The 15,808-nt window shown below is 67.7% G+C and carries 16 protein-coding genes; 6 read left to right on the top strand and 10 right to left on the bottom strand.

The window, feature by feature from the left end:
* The first annotated feature begins 216 nt into the window (after positions 1-216).
* Together RLN94_RS02610 and RLN94_RS02605 are read left to right on the top strand one after the other, a co-directional pair.
* Positions 217-840: a TetR family transcriptional regulator C-terminal domain-containing protein gene (locus tag RLN94_RS02610; RefSeq protein WP_350130592.1), complete on the top strand. Its 624-nt coding sequence runs from the start codon at positions 217-219 to the stop codon at positions 838-840.
* Between the two features lie 63 nt (positions 841-903).
* The gene (locus RLN94_RS02605; RefSeq protein WP_350130591.1) at positions 904-1,362 is read left to right on the top strand and encodes a VOC family protein; all 459 of its coding nucleotides are present in this window, start codon (positions 904-906) and stop codon (positions 1,360-1,362) included.
* A 24-nt stretch (positions 1,363-1,386) separates the two neighbouring features.
* Here RLN94_RS02605 and RLN94_RS02600 read toward each other — a convergent pair whose 3' ends face one another.
* Entirely contained in the window at positions 1,387-3,075 is a 1,689-nt protein-coding gene (locus RLN94_RS02600) for an acyl-CoA dehydrogenase family protein (RefSeq protein ID WP_350130590.1), read from the bottom strand.
* 187 nt (positions 3,076-3,262) lie between these two features.
* On the opposite strand from RLN94_RS02600, the gene RLN94_RS02595 reads away from it, so the two are divergent.
* Positions 3,263-4,024, top strand: coding sequence for a sulfite exporter TauE/SafE family protein (locus tag RLN94_RS02595; protein WP_350168498.1), 762 nt, complete (start codon positions 3,263-3,265; stop codon positions 4,022-4,024).
* Positions 4,025-4,032: 8 nt separating this feature from the next.
* Here the strand turns inward: RLN94_RS02595 and RLN94_RS02590 are convergent, their stop codons facing one another.
* The 4 genes from RLN94_RS02590 to RLN94_RS02575 form a co-directional block, all read right to left on the bottom strand.
* Positions 4,033-4,959 carry a metal ABC transporter permease gene (locus RLN94_RS02590; protein ID WP_350130589.1) on the bottom strand — a complete coding sequence of 309 codons (927 nt, stop codon included), beginning with the start codon at positions 4,957-4,959 and terminating at the stop codon, positions 4,033-4,035.
* Positions 4,956-6,155: a metal ABC transporter permease gene (locus tag RLN94_RS02585; RefSeq protein ID WP_350130588.1), complete on the bottom strand. Its 1,200-nt coding sequence runs from the start codon at positions 6,153-6,155 to the stop codon at positions 4,956-4,958. The genes RLN94_RS02590 and RLN94_RS02585 overlap by 4 nt, the downstream gene beginning before the upstream one ends.
* Positions 6,156-6,274: 119 nt before the next feature.
* A complete protein-coding gene (locus RLN94_RS02580; protein WP_350130587.1) occupies positions 6,275-7,072 on the bottom strand; it encodes a metal ABC transporter ATP-binding protein in 798 nt (265 codons plus the stop codon).
* Positions 7,073-7,076: 4 nt separating this feature from the next.
* Positions 7,077-8,042: a metal ABC transporter solute-binding protein, Zn/Mn family gene (locus RLN94_RS02575; RefSeq protein WP_350130586.1), complete on the bottom strand. Its 966-nt coding sequence runs from the start codon at positions 8,040-8,042 to the stop codon at positions 7,077-7,079.
* 170 nt (positions 8,043-8,212) lie between these two features.
* On the opposite strand from RLN94_RS02575, the gene deoC reads away from it, so the two are divergent.
* Both deoC and RLN94_RS02565 read left to right on the top strand, forming a co-directional pair.
* Positions 8,213-9,226 carry a deoxyribose-phosphate aldolase gene (gene deoC / locus RLN94_RS02570; RefSeq protein ID WP_350130585.1) on the top strand — a complete coding sequence of 338 codons (1,014 nt, stop codon included), beginning with the start codon at positions 8,213-8,215 and terminating at the stop codon, positions 9,224-9,226.
* Between the two features lie 51 nt (positions 9,227-9,277).
* Positions 9,278-11,623, top strand: a complete 2,346-nt coding sequence (locus tag RLN94_RS02565) for an aldehyde dehydrogenase family protein (RefSeq protein ID WP_350130584.1) — start codon at positions 9,278-9,280, stop codon at positions 11,621-11,623.
* Here RLN94_RS02565 and RLN94_RS02560 read toward each other — a convergent pair.
* The 5 genes from RLN94_RS02560 to RLN94_RS02540 form a co-directional block, all read right to left on the bottom strand.
* On the bottom strand, positions 11,611-12,099 hold the full coding sequence (locus RLN94_RS02560) for a hypothetical protein (protein WP_350130583.1): 489 nt from the start codon (positions 12,097-12,099) through the stop codon (positions 11,611-11,613). The genes RLN94_RS02565 and RLN94_RS02560 overlap by 13 nt on opposite strands.
* Before the next feature lie 91 nt (positions 12,100-12,190).
* Positions 12,191-13,183: a fatty acid desaturase gene (locus RLN94_RS02555; RefSeq protein ID WP_350130582.1), complete on the bottom strand. Its 993-nt coding sequence runs from the start codon at positions 13,181-13,183 to the stop codon at positions 12,191-12,193.
* Positions 13,184-13,256: 73 nt separating this feature from the next.
* Positions 13,257-13,511: a hypothetical protein gene (locus RLN94_RS02550; protein ID WP_350130581.1), complete on the bottom strand. Its 255-nt coding sequence runs from the start codon at positions 13,509-13,511 to the stop codon at positions 13,257-13,259.
* 107 nt (positions 13,512-13,618) lie between these two features.
* Positions 13,619-13,825 (bottom strand): cold-shock protein, encoded by a 207-nt coding sequence (locus RLN94_RS02545; protein WP_350130580.1) that lies wholly within the window; start codon positions 13,823-13,825, stop codon positions 13,619-13,621.
* 195 nt (positions 13,826-14,020) lie between these two features.
* Positions 14,021-14,629 (bottom strand): hypothetical protein, encoded by a 609-nt coding sequence (locus RLN94_RS02540; protein ID WP_350130579.1) that lies wholly within the window; start codon positions 14,627-14,629, stop codon positions 14,021-14,023.
* A gap of 88 nt (positions 14,630-14,717) precedes the next feature.
* On the opposite strand from RLN94_RS02540, the gene RLN94_RS02535 reads away from it, so the two are divergent.
* Entirely contained in the window at positions 14,718-15,677 is a 960-nt protein-coding gene (locus RLN94_RS02535) for an L-malyl-CoA/beta-methylmalyl-CoA lyase (RefSeq protein WP_350130578.1), read from the top strand.
* Positions 15,678-15,808: the final 131 nt, after the last annotated feature.

The raw sequence follows: 15,808 nt of genomic DNA, 5'->3' as shown, positions 1-15,808 counted from the left end.
CATCCCCCTTGCTATTGACCGCTCCAAGGTGCCCGAGTCGCGCCGGATGCGCAATTCCGGGCCGGGCTCTTGCGGTTTTGGCTTTTTTACCATTTGGTCAAGTTACGATTGCGGAGGAGGCTTTCCCTGTCAAGGCGTGAGTGCGACAGCCCGCCGAACTGGCCAGTGGCAAGCCAATGATGCTAGAGATTCAGGCAGAGGACGAAAGGACCCCTGATGCAGGACAGCGCGCCGGCGGCGACCCCCAAACCGAGCCGGATTCAGCGGCGGAACCGCAAGCGCATTCTCGACGCGGCGCTCGAGGTGTTTTCGCAACACGGGTTCCGGGGCGCGACGCTCGACCAGATCGCGGCCGAGGCCGGGCTGTCGAAGCCGAACATCCTCTATTACTTCTCCAGCAAGGAGGAGATTCACGTCACCCTGCTCAACGCGCTGATGGATACCTGGCTTGATCCGCTGCGCAGGATCGACCCCGAGGGCGACCCGCTGGAGGAACTGCTGCAATACGTGCACCGCAAGCTCGAGATGAGCCGCGAGTTTCCCCGCGAAAGCCGTCTCTTCGCCAACGAGATCATCCACGGCGCGCCCCGCATGGGCCCGGACCTCGAGACCGTGCTGAAGCCCTTGCTGGAACAGTCCGCCACGATGATCGATGGCTGGGTCGCCGAGGGGCGGATCGCGCCGGTCGATCCGCGCCACCTGATCTTCTCGATCTGGGCGACGACCCAGCACTACGCCGATTTCGACGCCCAGTTGCAGGTGCTGATGGAAGGGCAGGACGTGCTTGAAGGCGCCAGCGCCTATCTCGACACGCTCTACCGGCGGCTGCTGACGCCCTGACGCAGGCTGGACGGGCGCCGCCTCCGCGCTAGACTATAGCTCCCCGCGGAACGGAGCTGTCCCATGCCTGCCAAACGCCCCAAGCTCGTCGGCATCAACCATGTCGCCCTCGAAGTGGGTGACATCGAGGAGGCGCTTGATTTCTACGGCCAGTGGTTCGATTTCAAGCTGCGCGGGCGCGGCGAGGGCTCGGCCTTCCTCGACATGGGCGACCAGTTCCTCGCCCTGATGGAGGTGGAGGAGATCACGACCGACAACCACCGCCATTTCGGGCTCGTCGTGGATGATCGCGAGGGGCTGCGCGCCCGGATGGAGGAGGCGGGGATCACCTTCGTGTCCGACAAGCGGTTCGATTTCCTCGACCCCTGGGGCAACCGGGTGGAGGTGGTGGCCTATCCGGATATCCAGTTCCTCAAGACGCGCGGCGTGCTCGATGCCTCCGGCCACGCGGGCCTGCGCAAGTCGGACGAGGCGCTGGCGGAACTCGAAGAAAAAGGCATCACCCCGCCGGATGATGCCTGATCCCGTCTCGCCGATCGGGCCGCCCTAGCCCAGCAGCCGCCGCGCGATCACCTGCGCCTGGATCTCGGCGGCGCCCTCGAAGATGTTCAGGATCCGCGCATCGCACAGCACCCGGCTGATCGCATATTCCAGCGCGAAGCCGTTGCCGCCATGGATCTGCAGCCCGTTATCGGCCGCGGCCCACGCCACCCGGGCGCCCAGCAGCTTGGCCATCCCGGCCTCGAGGTCGCAGCGGTGGCCGTTATCCTTCTCCCACGCGCTGAAATAGGTCAGTTGCCGGGCGATCATGATCTCGACCGCCATCATCGCCAGCTTGCCCGACACGCGCGGAAACTCGATCAGCGATTTGCCGAACTGCTTGCGGTCGACGGCATAGCGCATGGCGATGTCCAGCGCCGACTGCGCCACGCCGATGGCGCGGGCGGCGGTCTGGATGCGGGCGCTCTCGAAGGTTTCCATGAGCTGCTTGAAGCCCTTGCCCTCTTCGCCGCCCAGCAGGTTCTCGCCCTTGACCTTGAAATTGTCGAAGCCGAGCTCGTATTCCTTCATGCCGCGATAGCCCAGCACCTCGATCTCGCCCCCGGTCATGCCCTCGGTGGGGAACGGGTCTTCGTCGGTGCCCGGCGTCTTCTCGGCCAGGAACATCGACAGGCCCTTGTAATCGGTGGTCGACGGGTCCGTGCGGGCCAGCAGCGTCATCACGTGGGTGCGCGCGGCGTGGGTGATCCAGGTCTTGTTGCCGGTCACGCTGTAATCGCCATTCTCGTCCTTCACCGCGCGGGTGCGCAGGCTGCCGAGGTCCGAGCCGGTGTTGGGCTCGGTGAAGACGGCCGTCGGCAGGATCTCCCCGCTGGCGATCTTCGGCAGCCAGTGCGATTTCTGCGCGTCCGTGCCCCCGGCCAGGATCAGCTCCGCCGCGATCTCCGACCGGGTGCCAAGCGAGCCCACACCGATATACCCGCGCGACAGTTCTTCCGAGACCACCACCATCGACGCCTTGGACAGTCCCAGCCCGCCAAGGTTCTCGGGAATGGTCAGGCCGAACACGCCCATTTCTGCCAGCTCCTCGATGATCTCCATCGGGATCAGCTCATCCTTGAGGTGCCAGTCATGGGCATGGGGTTCCACCTTGTCGAGCGCGAAGCGGCGGAACTGTTCGCGGATCATCTCCAGCTCTTCATCGAGACCGGTGGCGCCCACCGTGATCTCGGCGCTGCGCTCCTGCATCAGCTCGACAAGCCGCGTGCGCGCGCCCTGGCTGTTGCCGCGGGACATCAGCGTCTGCACTTCGCTGCACTGGAACCCCGACAGCGCGTCCCAGCCAAGCCCCATCTCCTGCAGGCGCACGACCTCGCCCTGGTTCATGGCGATGCCGCCGGCAATCTGGTGCAGGTACTCGCCAAAGGCGATCTGGTGAATGAGTTGCTCGACCTCGCCGAACTTGCCCGCCTCCTTCAGTCCCTCGGCCCATTTCTGCATCTGCCGCAGCGCTTCGACGTAGGTCGCCAGCCACGCCAGCCCGTGCGCCGCGCTCTGATGCGCCTCGACGGCGCGCGACGACACGCGGCCATCGACCACGACCATGCCGCGCACGGCCTCCTTCGCGGCCTCCAGCACGGTTTCGGCGGGTGCCACGGCGGCGCCGGTGAGGGTCAGCAGGTCGTCCAGCACGACCGGGTCCGCGGTGACGCTGTCCTGTCCGTCATGAGCCATGAATCAGTTCCCCTTCTCGAAGTCGCCCCGTCCTAGCCACTTTGCAGGTGCAGCGCAACTATTATGCCGAATGCTCTCAGGTTTTGTTCTAATCTTGCGCCCTCATGCCGCAGCCGCAGCACGCTGTCCCGCCGCCAGACCAGAATTAGCCCGTGCGCCCGCCGGGGAAAGTGCTAGGAGGGGGGCGATGGACGCACTTACGCCAGAGCTCTTGGCCGTCGCCTGCGCGGTGGCCCTGCTGGGCGGCCTCGTCAAGGGGCTGGTCGGGTTCGCCATGCCGATGATCCTGATCTCCGGGCTCAGCATGATGGTGCCGCCCGACGTGGCGCTGGGCTGGCTGATCCTGCCGACGCTGGTCACCAACCTCTGGCAGGCGCTGCGGCAGGGGGCAGGGGCGGCCTGGGCCTCGGTCCGCCGCTTCCGGCGGTTCCTGCTGGCGGGGTTCGTGCTGATGGTCTGCGCGGCTCAGCTTGTCACCTCGATCCCCAGCGGTGTGCTGTTCCTGGTGATCGGCGTGCCGATGACGCTGTATGCCGGGCTCACCCTGGCCGGCCGGCCGCTGCGCCTGCCCAGCCCGCCGGGCGCGCGGGTGGAATACGGCGCCGGGGCGGTGGCGGGGTTCTTCGGCGGCATCTCGGGCGTCTGGGGCCCGCCCACCGTGGCGCTGCTCACCGCCCTCGACACCGAGAAATCCGAGCATCTGCGGGTGCAGGGCGTGATCTATGGCGCCGGCGCCGTGGTGCTGTTGGGCGCGCACATCGCCTCGGGCGTGCTCAATGCCGAGACATTCAAGGTCTCGGCCCTGCTGGTGCCGCCGGCGCTGCTGGGCATCTGGGCGGGTTTTGCCATCAACGACCGGATCGACCAGGCCGCCTTCCGCCGGCTCACCCTGATCCTTCTGCTGCTGGCGGGTCTCAACCTCCTGCGACGTGCCCTCTTCGCGGGCTGAGCCTCACCCTACCCGGCCGGGGCCCCCGCCCGATGCCGGCAGGGCCCCGCCACCGCCGCCACGCCAAGGATCACCCCCGACACCGTCGCGATCATCCCCGCCGCGCTCACCGCGTTCTGTCCGCCCAGCCACAGCGGCCCGTACCCGGCCAGCACGTAGCCCAGCACCGCCGACAGCGTCGCGAACCCCACCGACCAGCCGATCTGCGCCTCCAGCCGGTTGGTCATCATCCGCGCGGCGGCGGGCGGGCAGATGAACATGGCGATCACGATGATCGAGCCCACCGCGTCGAACGCCGCCACCGCCGCGATCGCCGCCACCACCACCAGTGATAGCCCGATCAGCCCGGTCGGCAGGCCCAGCGTCCGGGCGAACCCCTCGTCGAAGGTCGACAGCTTCAACGGCCGCCACAGCAGGAACATGAACCCGCAGACGAAGACCAGCGTGAAGAACATCCGCGGCAGCTCCGGCGGCAGGCCTTGCAGCGCCTCCCAGTCCAGCAGCGAGGCCCAGCCCAACCCGTCCAGCCAGATCAGGCTTTCGAGATTGCCGTAAAGCGCGTGCTGCACGTCGAGATGCACGCTCGAGGTATCCGACTGCTCCAGCAGCAGCACGCCGCCCGCGAACATCGCGGTGAACACCACCCCCATCGCCGCGCCCGGCTCGATCCTCCCCACCCGGCGGATGATCTCGATCAGCAGCACCGTCACCAGCGCCGCCGCCCCCGCGCCCAGAAGCATCGGCCAGGCGGACACAACCCCCGTCACCAGGAAGGCCAGCACGATGCCGGGCAGCACCACGTGGCTGATCGCATCCCCGATCAGCGCCTGCCGCCGGAGCAACAGGAAATTCCCCGGCAGGGCACAGGCGATCGCCGCGAAGATCCCGATCAGCAGCGGCGGAAGTGACAGCGATACGAACTCCAGGCCCATCATGTCGCCGCCTCCGGTTTCAGCGAGCGGTCAAGCTCGGCAATCTGGTCCGCGGTCAAAAGCGTCTCCAGCGGCGTCAGCCCGTCATACCGTGCGGCGGCCGCCTCGTGCCGCGGGTCGGCGCGCAACAATTGCCAGCGCCGCTCGTCCAGCAGCGCGCGCGCGGCCTTGGCCCGCCCGGCCTCCGTCGCGACGCCATCGGCGCGGATAAGTCCCGCCCGCCGCATCAGCCGCAGTGTCAGCCCCTCGTAGATCGGCTGTTCCTGCGCCAGCGCCAGCAGGCCCTGCCGCACGTGCACCCGCGCCTGGAACCGCCGGTGCCGCAGCACGGCGGCCAGCACCCCGCGCCCCGGCGCGAAAAGCAGCGAGAGGGCGAAGAAACCGGTGGCGACGACTACGATGATCGGCCCCGTTGGCAGGTCCGGCGCCGTCGCCGACAGCGACGCGCCGATCCAGCCCGAGGCCCCGCCGATGGCCCCGGCGATGCCCACCACGTGGCCCATCCGGTCGCTCCAGAACCGCGCCGCGACGGCGGGGATGATCAAGAGCGCAACGATCAGGATCAGCCCGACGATCTTCAGCCCCACCACCGTGATCGCCAGCGCCAGCCCCATCATCGCAAGATCGGTCCGCCGCACGTTCACGCCGGTCGAGGCCGCGAACTCGGAATCGAACGCCACCAGCGTCATCGGCCGCCGCAACAGCACCACCAGCGCCAGCACCAGCGCCCCGCCCCCGGCAATGATCACCGCGTCGTTCCACAGCATCCCGGCGGTCGAGCCCAGCAGGAACGTCTCCAGCCCCGCCTGCCGCCCGGAGCTCATCGTCTGGATCACCGTCAACACCACGATCCCCAGCCCGAAGAACACCGACAGCACCGCCCCGATCGCCGCATCCTCCGCCAGCCGCGTGCGGGTGGACAGCCAGCTCACGCAGAGGAGCCCGATCGCGGCGGAGACGGCCGAGCCCAGCAGCAACCCCGGCAGGAACCGCCCGTCGCCCCCCAGCAGCACCATCGCGATGAACGCCAGCCCGACACCCGGCAGCGTCGCATGGCTGATCGCATCACTGACCAGCGCCCGCTTGCCGACATAGAGAAAGGTGCCGGTGGCGCCGGCGGCAATACCAAGCAGCGCCGCGCCGATGGTCACCAGCGTGGCGTTGTAGCCAAGTTGCAGGGTGAGGGCCTCAAGCAGCATGGTCAGCGCCATACAAACTCAAACCCGCCCCGGGCCTGACCCGGGGCCTTCGGGCCAGCCACAAGGCCCCGGCTCGGGGGCCGGGGCACGGATCGTCCCACGTCCAAGCCATCGAAAACCTACCCCGCCACGTTCATCTGCGCCGTCGCCAGCCGCCCGCCATAGGCCTCGTGCAGATGCGCCTCGGTGAACGCCTCCTCGACCGTGCCCTCGGCCACCCGCGTGGTGTTGATCAGGAACACCCGGTCGAAATATTCCGGCACCGTCGACAGGTCGTGATGCACCGCCACCACCGTCTTGCCCTGCGCCTTGAGGTCTTTCAAAACGGCGATGATCGCCTTTTCCGTCGCCGCATCCACGCCGGCGAATGGCTCGTCCAGCAGGTACAGGTCCGCCCCCTGCGCCAGTGCCCGGGCCAGGAACACCCGCTGCTGCTGCCCGCCGGACAACTGCCCGATCTGCCGGTCGGCGAAATCGCTCATGCCCACCCGGTCGAGACAGGCCAGCGCCCTCTGCAACTGCTTCGTATTCACCCGGCCCAGCAATCCGAGCTGCCGGTATAGCCCCATCAGCACCACGTCGAGCACCCGCGTCGGGAAATCCCAGTCCACGCTCGCCCGCTGCGGCACATAGGCGATCCGCCCCCGCTGCTTCGCCAATGGCTGACCATAGCACGTGACCTTCCCCGACAGCGGCCGCACGATCCCCAGCGCGGCCTTCAACAGGGTCGATTTCCCCGCCCCGTTCGGGCCCACGATCGCCGTCATCGCCCCCGCCCGGAACGTCGCATCGACCGAGAACACCGCCGGCTTCTCGCCATACGAAACGGTCAGCCCCCGCACCGCCAGCGGGCTTTCGGCCCGTCCCTCATCGCGGGGCTGGTTCCGCCCGTCCTTTGCTGCAAGCGTCAGGTTCATCGCCTCAGCTCCCCGCCGCCAGCTTGCCGGTCATGCCGCGCTCGGGCACATCGCCCCCCAGCGCCCCGGCGATGGTGCTCACGTTATGGTCGATCATCCCGATATAGGTGCCCTCGTAGGTGCCCGGTTGGCCCATCGCGTCGGAAAACAGCTCGCCGCCGATCTTCACCTCGTGGCCCTGCGCCGCGGCGCCTTCGACCAGCGCGCGCATGTTCCGGTCGGAAACGGAGCTTTCCACGAACACCGCCCCGATCTTCCGTTCGACCAGCATGTCGACCAGCGTCCTGATCCGGTCCAGCCCGGCTTCCGACTCGGTCGAGATGCCCTGGATGCCGATCACCTCGTAGCCGAAACTCCGCCCGAAATAGCCGAACGCGTCATGCGCGGTCAGCAGGACGCGGGCGGGCTCGGGCACGGTGGCCAGCGTCTCGCGCGCATAGGCGCCCAGCCGCTCGATCTCGGCAAGATGCGCCTCGGCATTCGCGGCGAAGACCTCCGCATGTTCCGGCGCGGTCTCGGCCAGCGCCGTTTCCACCCCGCGCACCACGTGCGCCCACAGCTCCGGCACCATCCAGACGTGGGGGTCGAACTTGTTCTCGTAATCCTCGTGGCCGATCCGCTCGTCCACCGGCACGGCCTCGCCCACGGCGACGACATTGCCGCGCTCCCCGAGCTTCAGCAGCAGCTCTTCCATCTGCGCCTCGAGGTACAGCCCGTGCCACAGCACGAGGTCGGCGCGCGTGAGCGCGACGATATCGGTGCGCGTCTGGCGATAGGAATGCGGGTCGACACCGGGGCCCATCAGCCCCTGCACCTCGACCAGATCGCCGCCCACCTGCCGCGCGGCATCGGCGATCATGCCGGTCGTGGCGACCACGCCGATCTTCTCCTCCGCCGCGTGCAGCGGGCCCGCGGCCAGTGCCGTACCGGCAAGGATCAGTCCAAGGAAATGACGTCGCAGGGTCAGCATGAGTCGTGGTCCTTTCGGTTGCCCTGGTTCATGAATATGCGAGTCATTCGCAAAAAGTCAATGCAGTTGCGACTTATTCTCATTTTGTCCGGCAGTCCCCCGCCGAAACCGTCGCGGCCTGCCGTGGCGGCCCGCTTGCCAAGGCCCGGCCCCCGTGCCACGCTTCCCCCATGAGCGACACGCAAGACGCCCCCTCACCCACGCAAACCGACCCCGCGCAGATGCACCTGCCGCAGGCGGTCGAGCCGCGCAACGCGGGCCTGCCGCTGGATATGGCTTGGCTCCGCTCGGTCCAGGCCAACACCTCGGCCATCGAACGCCGCGCTAAAACCCTGCCGGGCCGCCGCACCGTCAAGAAGGATCACCAGACGGCGTGGCTCTGCCGGGCAATCTCCTGCATCGACCTGACCACGCTCTCGGGCGACGACACCGAGGGCCGCGTTCGCCGCCTCTGCGCCAAGGCCCGCCAACCGGTGCGCCACGACCTGCTCGAGGCGCTGGGCATGGACGGCCTCACCGTCGGCGCCGTCTGCGTCTATCACGAGATGGTCGCGCCCGCCGTCGCCGCCCTGCAAGGCACCAACATCCCCGTCGCAGCGGTCTCCACCGGCTTCCCGGCGGGCCTCTCGCCTTTCCCGCTGCGCGTCGCGGAAATCGAGGCCAGCACCGCCGCCGGCGCCCGCGAGATCGACATCGTCATTTCCCGCCGCCACGTCCTCACCGGCAACTGGCAGGCGCTCTATGACGAAATGCGCGCCTTTCGCGAGGCTTGCGGTGAAGCGCATGTGAAGGCCATCCTCGCCACCGGCGAGCTGGGCTCGCTCCGCAACGTTGCCCGCGCCTCGCTGGTCTGCATGATGGCGGGGGCGGATTTCATCAAGACGTCGACCGGCAAGGAAAGCGTCAACGCCACCCTGCCGGTCACGCTGGTGATGCTGCGCGCCATCCGCGAATACCATGCCCTGACCGGCTGGCGCGTCGGCTACAAGCCGGCGGGCGGGATATCCAAGGCGAAGGACGCGATCGTCTACCTCTCGATGATCAAGGAGGAGCTGGGCGACCGCTGGCTGCGGCCCGACCTCTTCCGCTTCGGGGCGTCGTCGCTGCTCGGCGATATCGAGCGGCAGTTGGAACATCAGGTGACGGGCGACTACTCCGCCGGGTGGCGCCATGCGGTTGCGTGATCGCGCGGGGCCGGCGTTGCGCTGTTTGAGTATTTGGACCAAGAAGAAGCCATGAGTGTTCGCGACATATACGATACGATGGCGTATGGTTCGGCCCCGGAAAGCGCCGCCGACGCCTATGCCTGGCTGGTGGATCAGGGCGACCGGTTCGGCCATTTCATCGACGGCGCCTTCACCGAGCCGGGCGAGGGGTTCGACTCGAAGAACCCAGCCACCGGCGAGGTGCTGGCGACGCTGACACAAGGCAGCGCGGCGGATGTCGACGCGGCCGTGGCGGCGGCCCGCAAGGCGCAGGGCAAGTGGGAGCGCCTCGGCGGGCCCGGCCGGGCGCGGTACCTCTACGCGCTGGCGCGGCTCCTGCAGAAGCACGCCCGCCTCTTCGCCGTGCTCGAAACCCTCGACAACGGCAAACCCATCCGCGAGGCGCGCGATATCGACGTGCCGCTGGCGCAGAGGCATTTCTACTTCCATGCGGGCCTCGCCCAGCTTCTGGAAAGCGAAAGGCCGGGTCAGCAGGCGCTCGGGGTCTGCGGGCAGGTGATCCCGTGGAACTTCCCGCTGCTGATGCTGTCTTGGAAGATCGCCCCGGCGCTGGCGGCGGGCAATACCGTTGTCCTGAAACCCGCCGAATGGACCTCGCTTACCGCCCTCCTCTTCGCCGATATCTGCCGGCAGGCGGGGCTGCCGAAGGGCGTGGTCAACATTGTCACCGGCGACGGCTCGGTCGGCGAGATGATCGTCGCCCATGACGGTATCGACAAGGTGGCCTTCACCGGCTCCACCGCCGTCGGCCGCCGCATCCGCGAGGTGACGGCGGGGCAGGGCAAGGCGCTGACGCTCGAACTGGGCGGCAAGTCGCCCTACATCGTTTTCGACGATGCCGACCTGGATTCGGCGGTCGAAGGCCTCGTCGATGCCATCTGGTTCAACCAGGGCCAGGTCTGCTGCGCCGGCTCCCGCCTGCTGGTGCAGGAGGGCGTGGCCGAGCGGTTTCACGACAAGCTGCGCCATCGCATGGCCAACCTGCGCATGGGCAACCCGCTCGACAAGTGCATCGATATCGGCGCCATGGTCGACCCGGTGCAGCGCGACCGCGTGGCCGACATGGTCGCCGCCTGCGACAGCGGCGAAACCTACCGCGCGGACATCGACACCCCGCAGACCGGCGCCTTCTACCCGCCCACGCTGATCACCGGCCTGTCGCCCGCCGACCCGCTGATGCAGGAGGAGATCTTCGGCCCGGTCCTCGTCGGCACCACCTTCCGCACGCCGGCCGAGGCGGTGCAGCTGACCAACAACACCCGCTACGGGCTGGCGGCGTCGGTCTGGTCCGAGAACCTCAACCTCGCGCTCGACGTGGCGCCCAAGCTGGCGGCGGGCGTGGTCTGGATCAACGGCACCAACATGTTCGACGCCGCTGCCCCCTTCGGCGGGGTGCGCGAAAGCGGCTTCGGCCGCGAAGGCGGGTGGGAAGGGCTGTCGGCCTATCTCAGGCCCGCAGGCACGCCGAAGCGGCTCAAGCCCATCGAACCCTTCCCCGGCAACGGCGATCCGGAGGATGGCATCGACCGCACCCCGAAGCTCTATATCGGCGGCAAGCAGGCCCGCCCCGACGGCGGCTATTCCCGTGCCGTCCACTCCCGCAGCGGCAAGCTTCTCGGGCAGGTCCCCATCGCCAACCGCAAGGACATCCGCAACGCGGTCGAGGCGGCGCGCGGCGCCGCCGCGTGGTCCGCCACCCCCGGCCATGCCCGCGCCCAGATTCTCTATTACATGGCCGAGAACCTCTCGGCCCGCGCCACCGATTTCGCCGCACAGATCGACGCCCAGACCGGCACCCGCACCGGCAAGAAGGAAGTCGAGGCCGCCATCACCCGCCTCTTCACCTATGCCGCCTGGGCCGACAAGTTCGACGGGCAGGCCCATGGCGTTCCCCTCCGCGGCATGGCGCTGGCAATGCGCGAACCCGTGGGCGTGATCGGCGCCATCTGCCCCGACGAGGCGCCGCTCCTCGGGCTCATCTCCCTTCTCGGGCCCGCGATGGCCATGGGCAACCGCGCGGTGCTGCTGGCCTCCGAACCCTTCCCGCTCTCGGCGCTGGAATTCGTGCAGATCCTCGAAACCTCCGACGTGCCGGGCGGCGTGGCGAACATCCTCACCGGCTCGCATGCGGAGCTCGCCCCCCACCTCGCCGGTCACGCCGATATCGACGCCGCCTGGTCCTTCTCCTCCTCCGACGTCTCGGGGGAAATCGAACGCGCCAGCGCCGGCAACCTCAAGCGCACCTGGGTCAACAACGGCCACGCCCGCGACTGGTTCGCCCCCGACGCCGAGGGCCGCGCCTTCCTCGATCAGGCGACAGAGGTGAAGACCGTCTGGGTGCCCTACGGCGAATAGTTTCCGCGCCGCTCCGCCTTCTCGGTCAGCCCGGTGATATAGCGGCTGAACGCGTCGTCCTCGCCCTCCAGCAGCACCGGCAGCGCCGCGCGGAAATCCGGCCGGCGCAGCCAGTCGATCATGTCATCCTCCCACGACAGCCAGCGCCGCTTCGCATCGCCCGTCAGGTGCTCGGAATGCAGGATGATATAGGCCTTCTCGAACAGCGAGACGAGCATCTCGAACACGATCTGCCGCCGCTCCTTCTGTTCGTCGGTCAGCGTGGTCTTGGGCGCGCCCCGGCTCATCAGCAGCAGGTCGGCATTGTCCATCACCAGCCGCAGGAAGCCGTCATATTCCTGCGTCAGGTTGCGGTGCAGCTCGTGCTCCTCGTTGATCCGCCGCAGCCGCTCCTCGCGGAGGATCACGAAAATCGCGATCGGAAAGCCGAGCACGGTGACGACATAGCTGAGCCCTTCGAGCCATTGCATCAGCATGGCGGCGATCCTTCCCCGGTTATGGTCCGGGGCAGGATAGGACAGGCGCCCACGGCGGGGCAATGGCGGCGATGCCGCCACCGATCCCGGGCTAGGCCAGCGCCCGCGCCCCGGCGAAGGATACCAGCCGCCGGCTCTTCTCGTCCCACAGGTGCAGCCGCGCGCAGCGGATGCTGTCCATCAGCGTCAGCCGTTTTATCTGCGTCAGGATATCGTGATCCCGCAGCACCTCGCCCAGCCGGTAGAAGGGGATGCGGCTCGCCATGTGGTGCACGTGATGCACGCCGATATTCGCCGTGATCCAGCGCAGCACGCCGGGCAGGTCGTAATAGGAACTGCCATGCAGCGCCGCCTCCTGGATGTTCCAGTCCTCCTCGCGGTCCCAGTGGGTCTCCTCGAACTGGTGCTGCACGTAGAACAGCCACATCCCCGCCATTGCCGCCAGAAGCGTCGTCGGCAGGTAGATCAAGAGCAGCACGTCGGCCCCGCCCAGCCACGCCAGAAGCGCCACCACCCCGGCAATCGCAAGGTTCGTGCCCATCGCGCTCATCCAGTAGCGCCAGCCCGAGCGCATCAGCCCGGCGGGCACCCGGTTCTGCAGGAAGAAGCTGTAGAACGGCACGATCCCGAACAAAAAGACCGGGTTCCTGACCAGCCGATACCCGGCCCGGCCCCACCAGCCCTTCTCGCGGTACTCCCGCACCGTCAGGGTCGGCATGTCGCCGATGCCGCGCCGGTCGAGATTTCCGGTCGAGGCGTGATGTATCGCATGGGTCCGCCGCCACACCGCGTAGGGCGTCAGCGTCAGCACCCCGATCACCCGCCCGACCCAGTCGCCCAGCTTGCGATCCCTGAAGAACGCGCCATGCCCGCAATCGTGCTGGATCATGAAAAGCCGCACGAGGAAGGCGGCGTTGATGACCGCCAGCGGCAGCGACAGCCACGGGCTGATCGTGTGCGCCCACCACGCGAGCGCCCAGATCCCGAGGAACGGCAACAGCGTGACGGCCAGTTCGAGAAGGCTGCGCAGGGGGAAGGGCTCGCGGTACTGCGCGAGCGTGCGGGTCCAGTCTGAAGGTCTCAATCCGATACCTTTCGGTGGGAGGATGCCGTGAATTGTCGGCCCGGTGAAGGCTGAGGCGGCACTGCGCCGCCGGTCAGGACGTGCCTGACGTGGCCCGGGCTTTCTTGCGCGCAGTCTTGGGGATCGGGGGCGTCTCGTCAACCGCTGTCTCGTCGGCCGGGTCATTGGCGCGGGCCAGCCGCGCCTCGCGCAGCCGTTCGGTCTTGAGATCGCGCTTGGCGTTCTCGTCGTCGATGATGTCCCACGCGGCGCGCGTGGTCTTTTCCAGCAGCGTTTCCGACCGCGTCGGTGTTCCGGCCGCCGGGCCGGGTTTGGTGGGTTTCGGCATCGCGTCGTCTCCTTCTCCTGTTGCGCCCGGCATGTGCCGCCGGCTCAAATGAAAAGACGGGGGCCGCCGCCTGGCCGCCCCCGTCCCGGTTGTCGCGTGTTCACGGCTTATGCCAGGGCGAGGTTGCCCGCCGATTCCCGCCCGTCGCGGCCGCTTTCGATATCGAAGGTCACGGCCTGCCCGTCGTCGAGCCGGTGAATGCCGGCCCGTTCGAGCGCGGAGGCATGAACGAAAACGTCCTTGCTGCCGCCCTCGGGGGCGATGAAGCCGAAGCCTTTGGATGAGTTGAACCATTTCACGGTGCCATTGGCCATCGTGTCGTCTCCTGTCTGTGGTGTCACCCGCAAGATGCGGTGACCTGGCTCAGTGTCGTCATAAGAACAGCTGAAGCCCTGGGGAAACAGATGGTCGAAGGAAGATGCGTCGCCCTCCTGACATAGGGTGCCTCATGCCGTTCCGCAATGGCGCGGCCCGATTAAACCGGATCGAAGGCGGGCCGCCGCCCGCGCCTACTCCAGCGTGGCGCTGCTCACGTTCACGTCCTTGCAGTAGAGCTGGTAGTCACCCGAAGCGCCCGAGCCCAGGAAGTAATAGGTCCGCTCGAGCTGCCCCGTCGTGCCTTCCCCCTGCCAGTTGCTGGTGTTGGAGTTGTTGCTGGACAGCGTCAGGCTCCCGCCGTTGTTGCGCGCTTCGCCCACCAGCGCCAGCGGCAACCCCTCGGGCCCCACCAGCCCGACATGTTTCGACGTGAAGGCGGCGGCGTTGTTCTCGTTCAGCCGGTCGGCCTTGAGGTCGCGCTTGGGCGTCAGGCTCAGGTCGACCTTCACCATCTTGCCGATCGCCGGCGTGACCCGACCGGCCACGGTCTGCCCGCGCGAGCCGTGCTCGGTCACCACCTCGTCGACCAGTGACAGGCCGGTGATCTCCACGTCCCACAGGCTGCCGGCCTGCGGAAACTCGGTGACCTCGCCGGACAGGTCGAGGGGGAACTCGACCGTGGGCTCGTCCTTCTTGCCGATGATCAGCGTGCCTTCCATCGCGTCCGAGGGCACGGTGAAGACCGCCTCGAGCTTAACCCCGATTCGCGGCGGGTTGGCGGTGCATCGGTTTTTCTGCACCCGCAAAATGGTTGCGATTGCCCCGGCAATTTTATACCGGTTGCGGCGAACCTGACGCAATTTCCGAACCCTTCGAGAGGTGCCCGACATGAGCTTCCGCCTGCAACCCGCCCCGGTCTCCCGCCCCAACCGCTGCCAGCTCTTCGGGCCCGGCTCGAACGTCAAACTCTTTGAAAAGATGGCCTCTTCCGCCGCCGACGTGATCAATATCGACCTCGAGGATTCCGTCGCCCCCACCGACAAGGACACGGCCCGCGCCAACACCATCAAGGCCATCAACGAGGTCGACTGGGGCAACAAGACCCTCTCGGTCCGCATCAACGGGCTGGATACCGGCTGGTGGTACCGCGACGTGGTCGACCTGCTGGAACAGGGCGGCGACCGGCTCGACCAGATCATGATCCCCAAGGTCGGCTGCGCCGCCGACATCTATGCCGTCGACGCGCTGGTCACCGCCGTGGAAAAGGCGCAAGCCCGCGAAAAACCTATCAATTTCGAGGTGATCATCGAATCCGCCGCCGGCATTTCCCATGTCGAGGAAATCGCCGCCGCCTCGCCCCGGCTGGTGGCGATGAGCATCGGCGCGGCCGATTTCGCGGCCTCGATGGGCATGTCCACCACCGGCATCGGCGGCACGCAGAAGGATTATTACATGCTGCACGAAGGCCAGAGCTACTGGCCCGACCCGTGGCACTGGGCCACCGCCGCCATCGTCGCCGCCTGCCGCACCCACGGCATCCTGCCGGTCGACGGCCCGTTCGGCGATTTCTCCGACGACGACGGTTTCCGCGCCCAGGCCCGCCGCGTCGCCACGCTGGGCATGGTCGGCAAATGGGCCATCCACCCCAAGCAGATCGCGCTCGCCAACGAGATCTTCACCCCCTCTGACGAGGCGGTTCAGGAAGCCCGCGAGATCCTGCAGGCGATGGAAGACGCCAAGGCCCGCGGCGAGGGGGCGACCACCTACAAGGGCCGCCTCGTCGACATCGCCTCGATCAAGCAGGCCGAGGGAATCGTGCGCCAGGCCGAGATGATCGAGGCCATGTAGGCCGTTCCGCCGGCGGCGGCTTCGGGACGCCTCCGGCGGGAGTATTTGGGCCAAGAAGAAGCCTGACGCATGCTTCTTCTGGCCGACAATATCCCGGGGAGCGTTGAAATCCTTCGGGATTTCAACGTGGG

The sequence above is a fragment of the Roseovarius sp. genome, assembly GCF_040223625.1.
Lineage (GTDB): Bacteria > Pseudomonadota > Alphaproteobacteria > Rhodobacterales > Rhodobacteraceae > Roseovarius.
The sequence above is the reverse complement of the archived record's forward strand: the minus strand, read 5'-3'. Positions and strand labels throughout refer to the sequence as shown.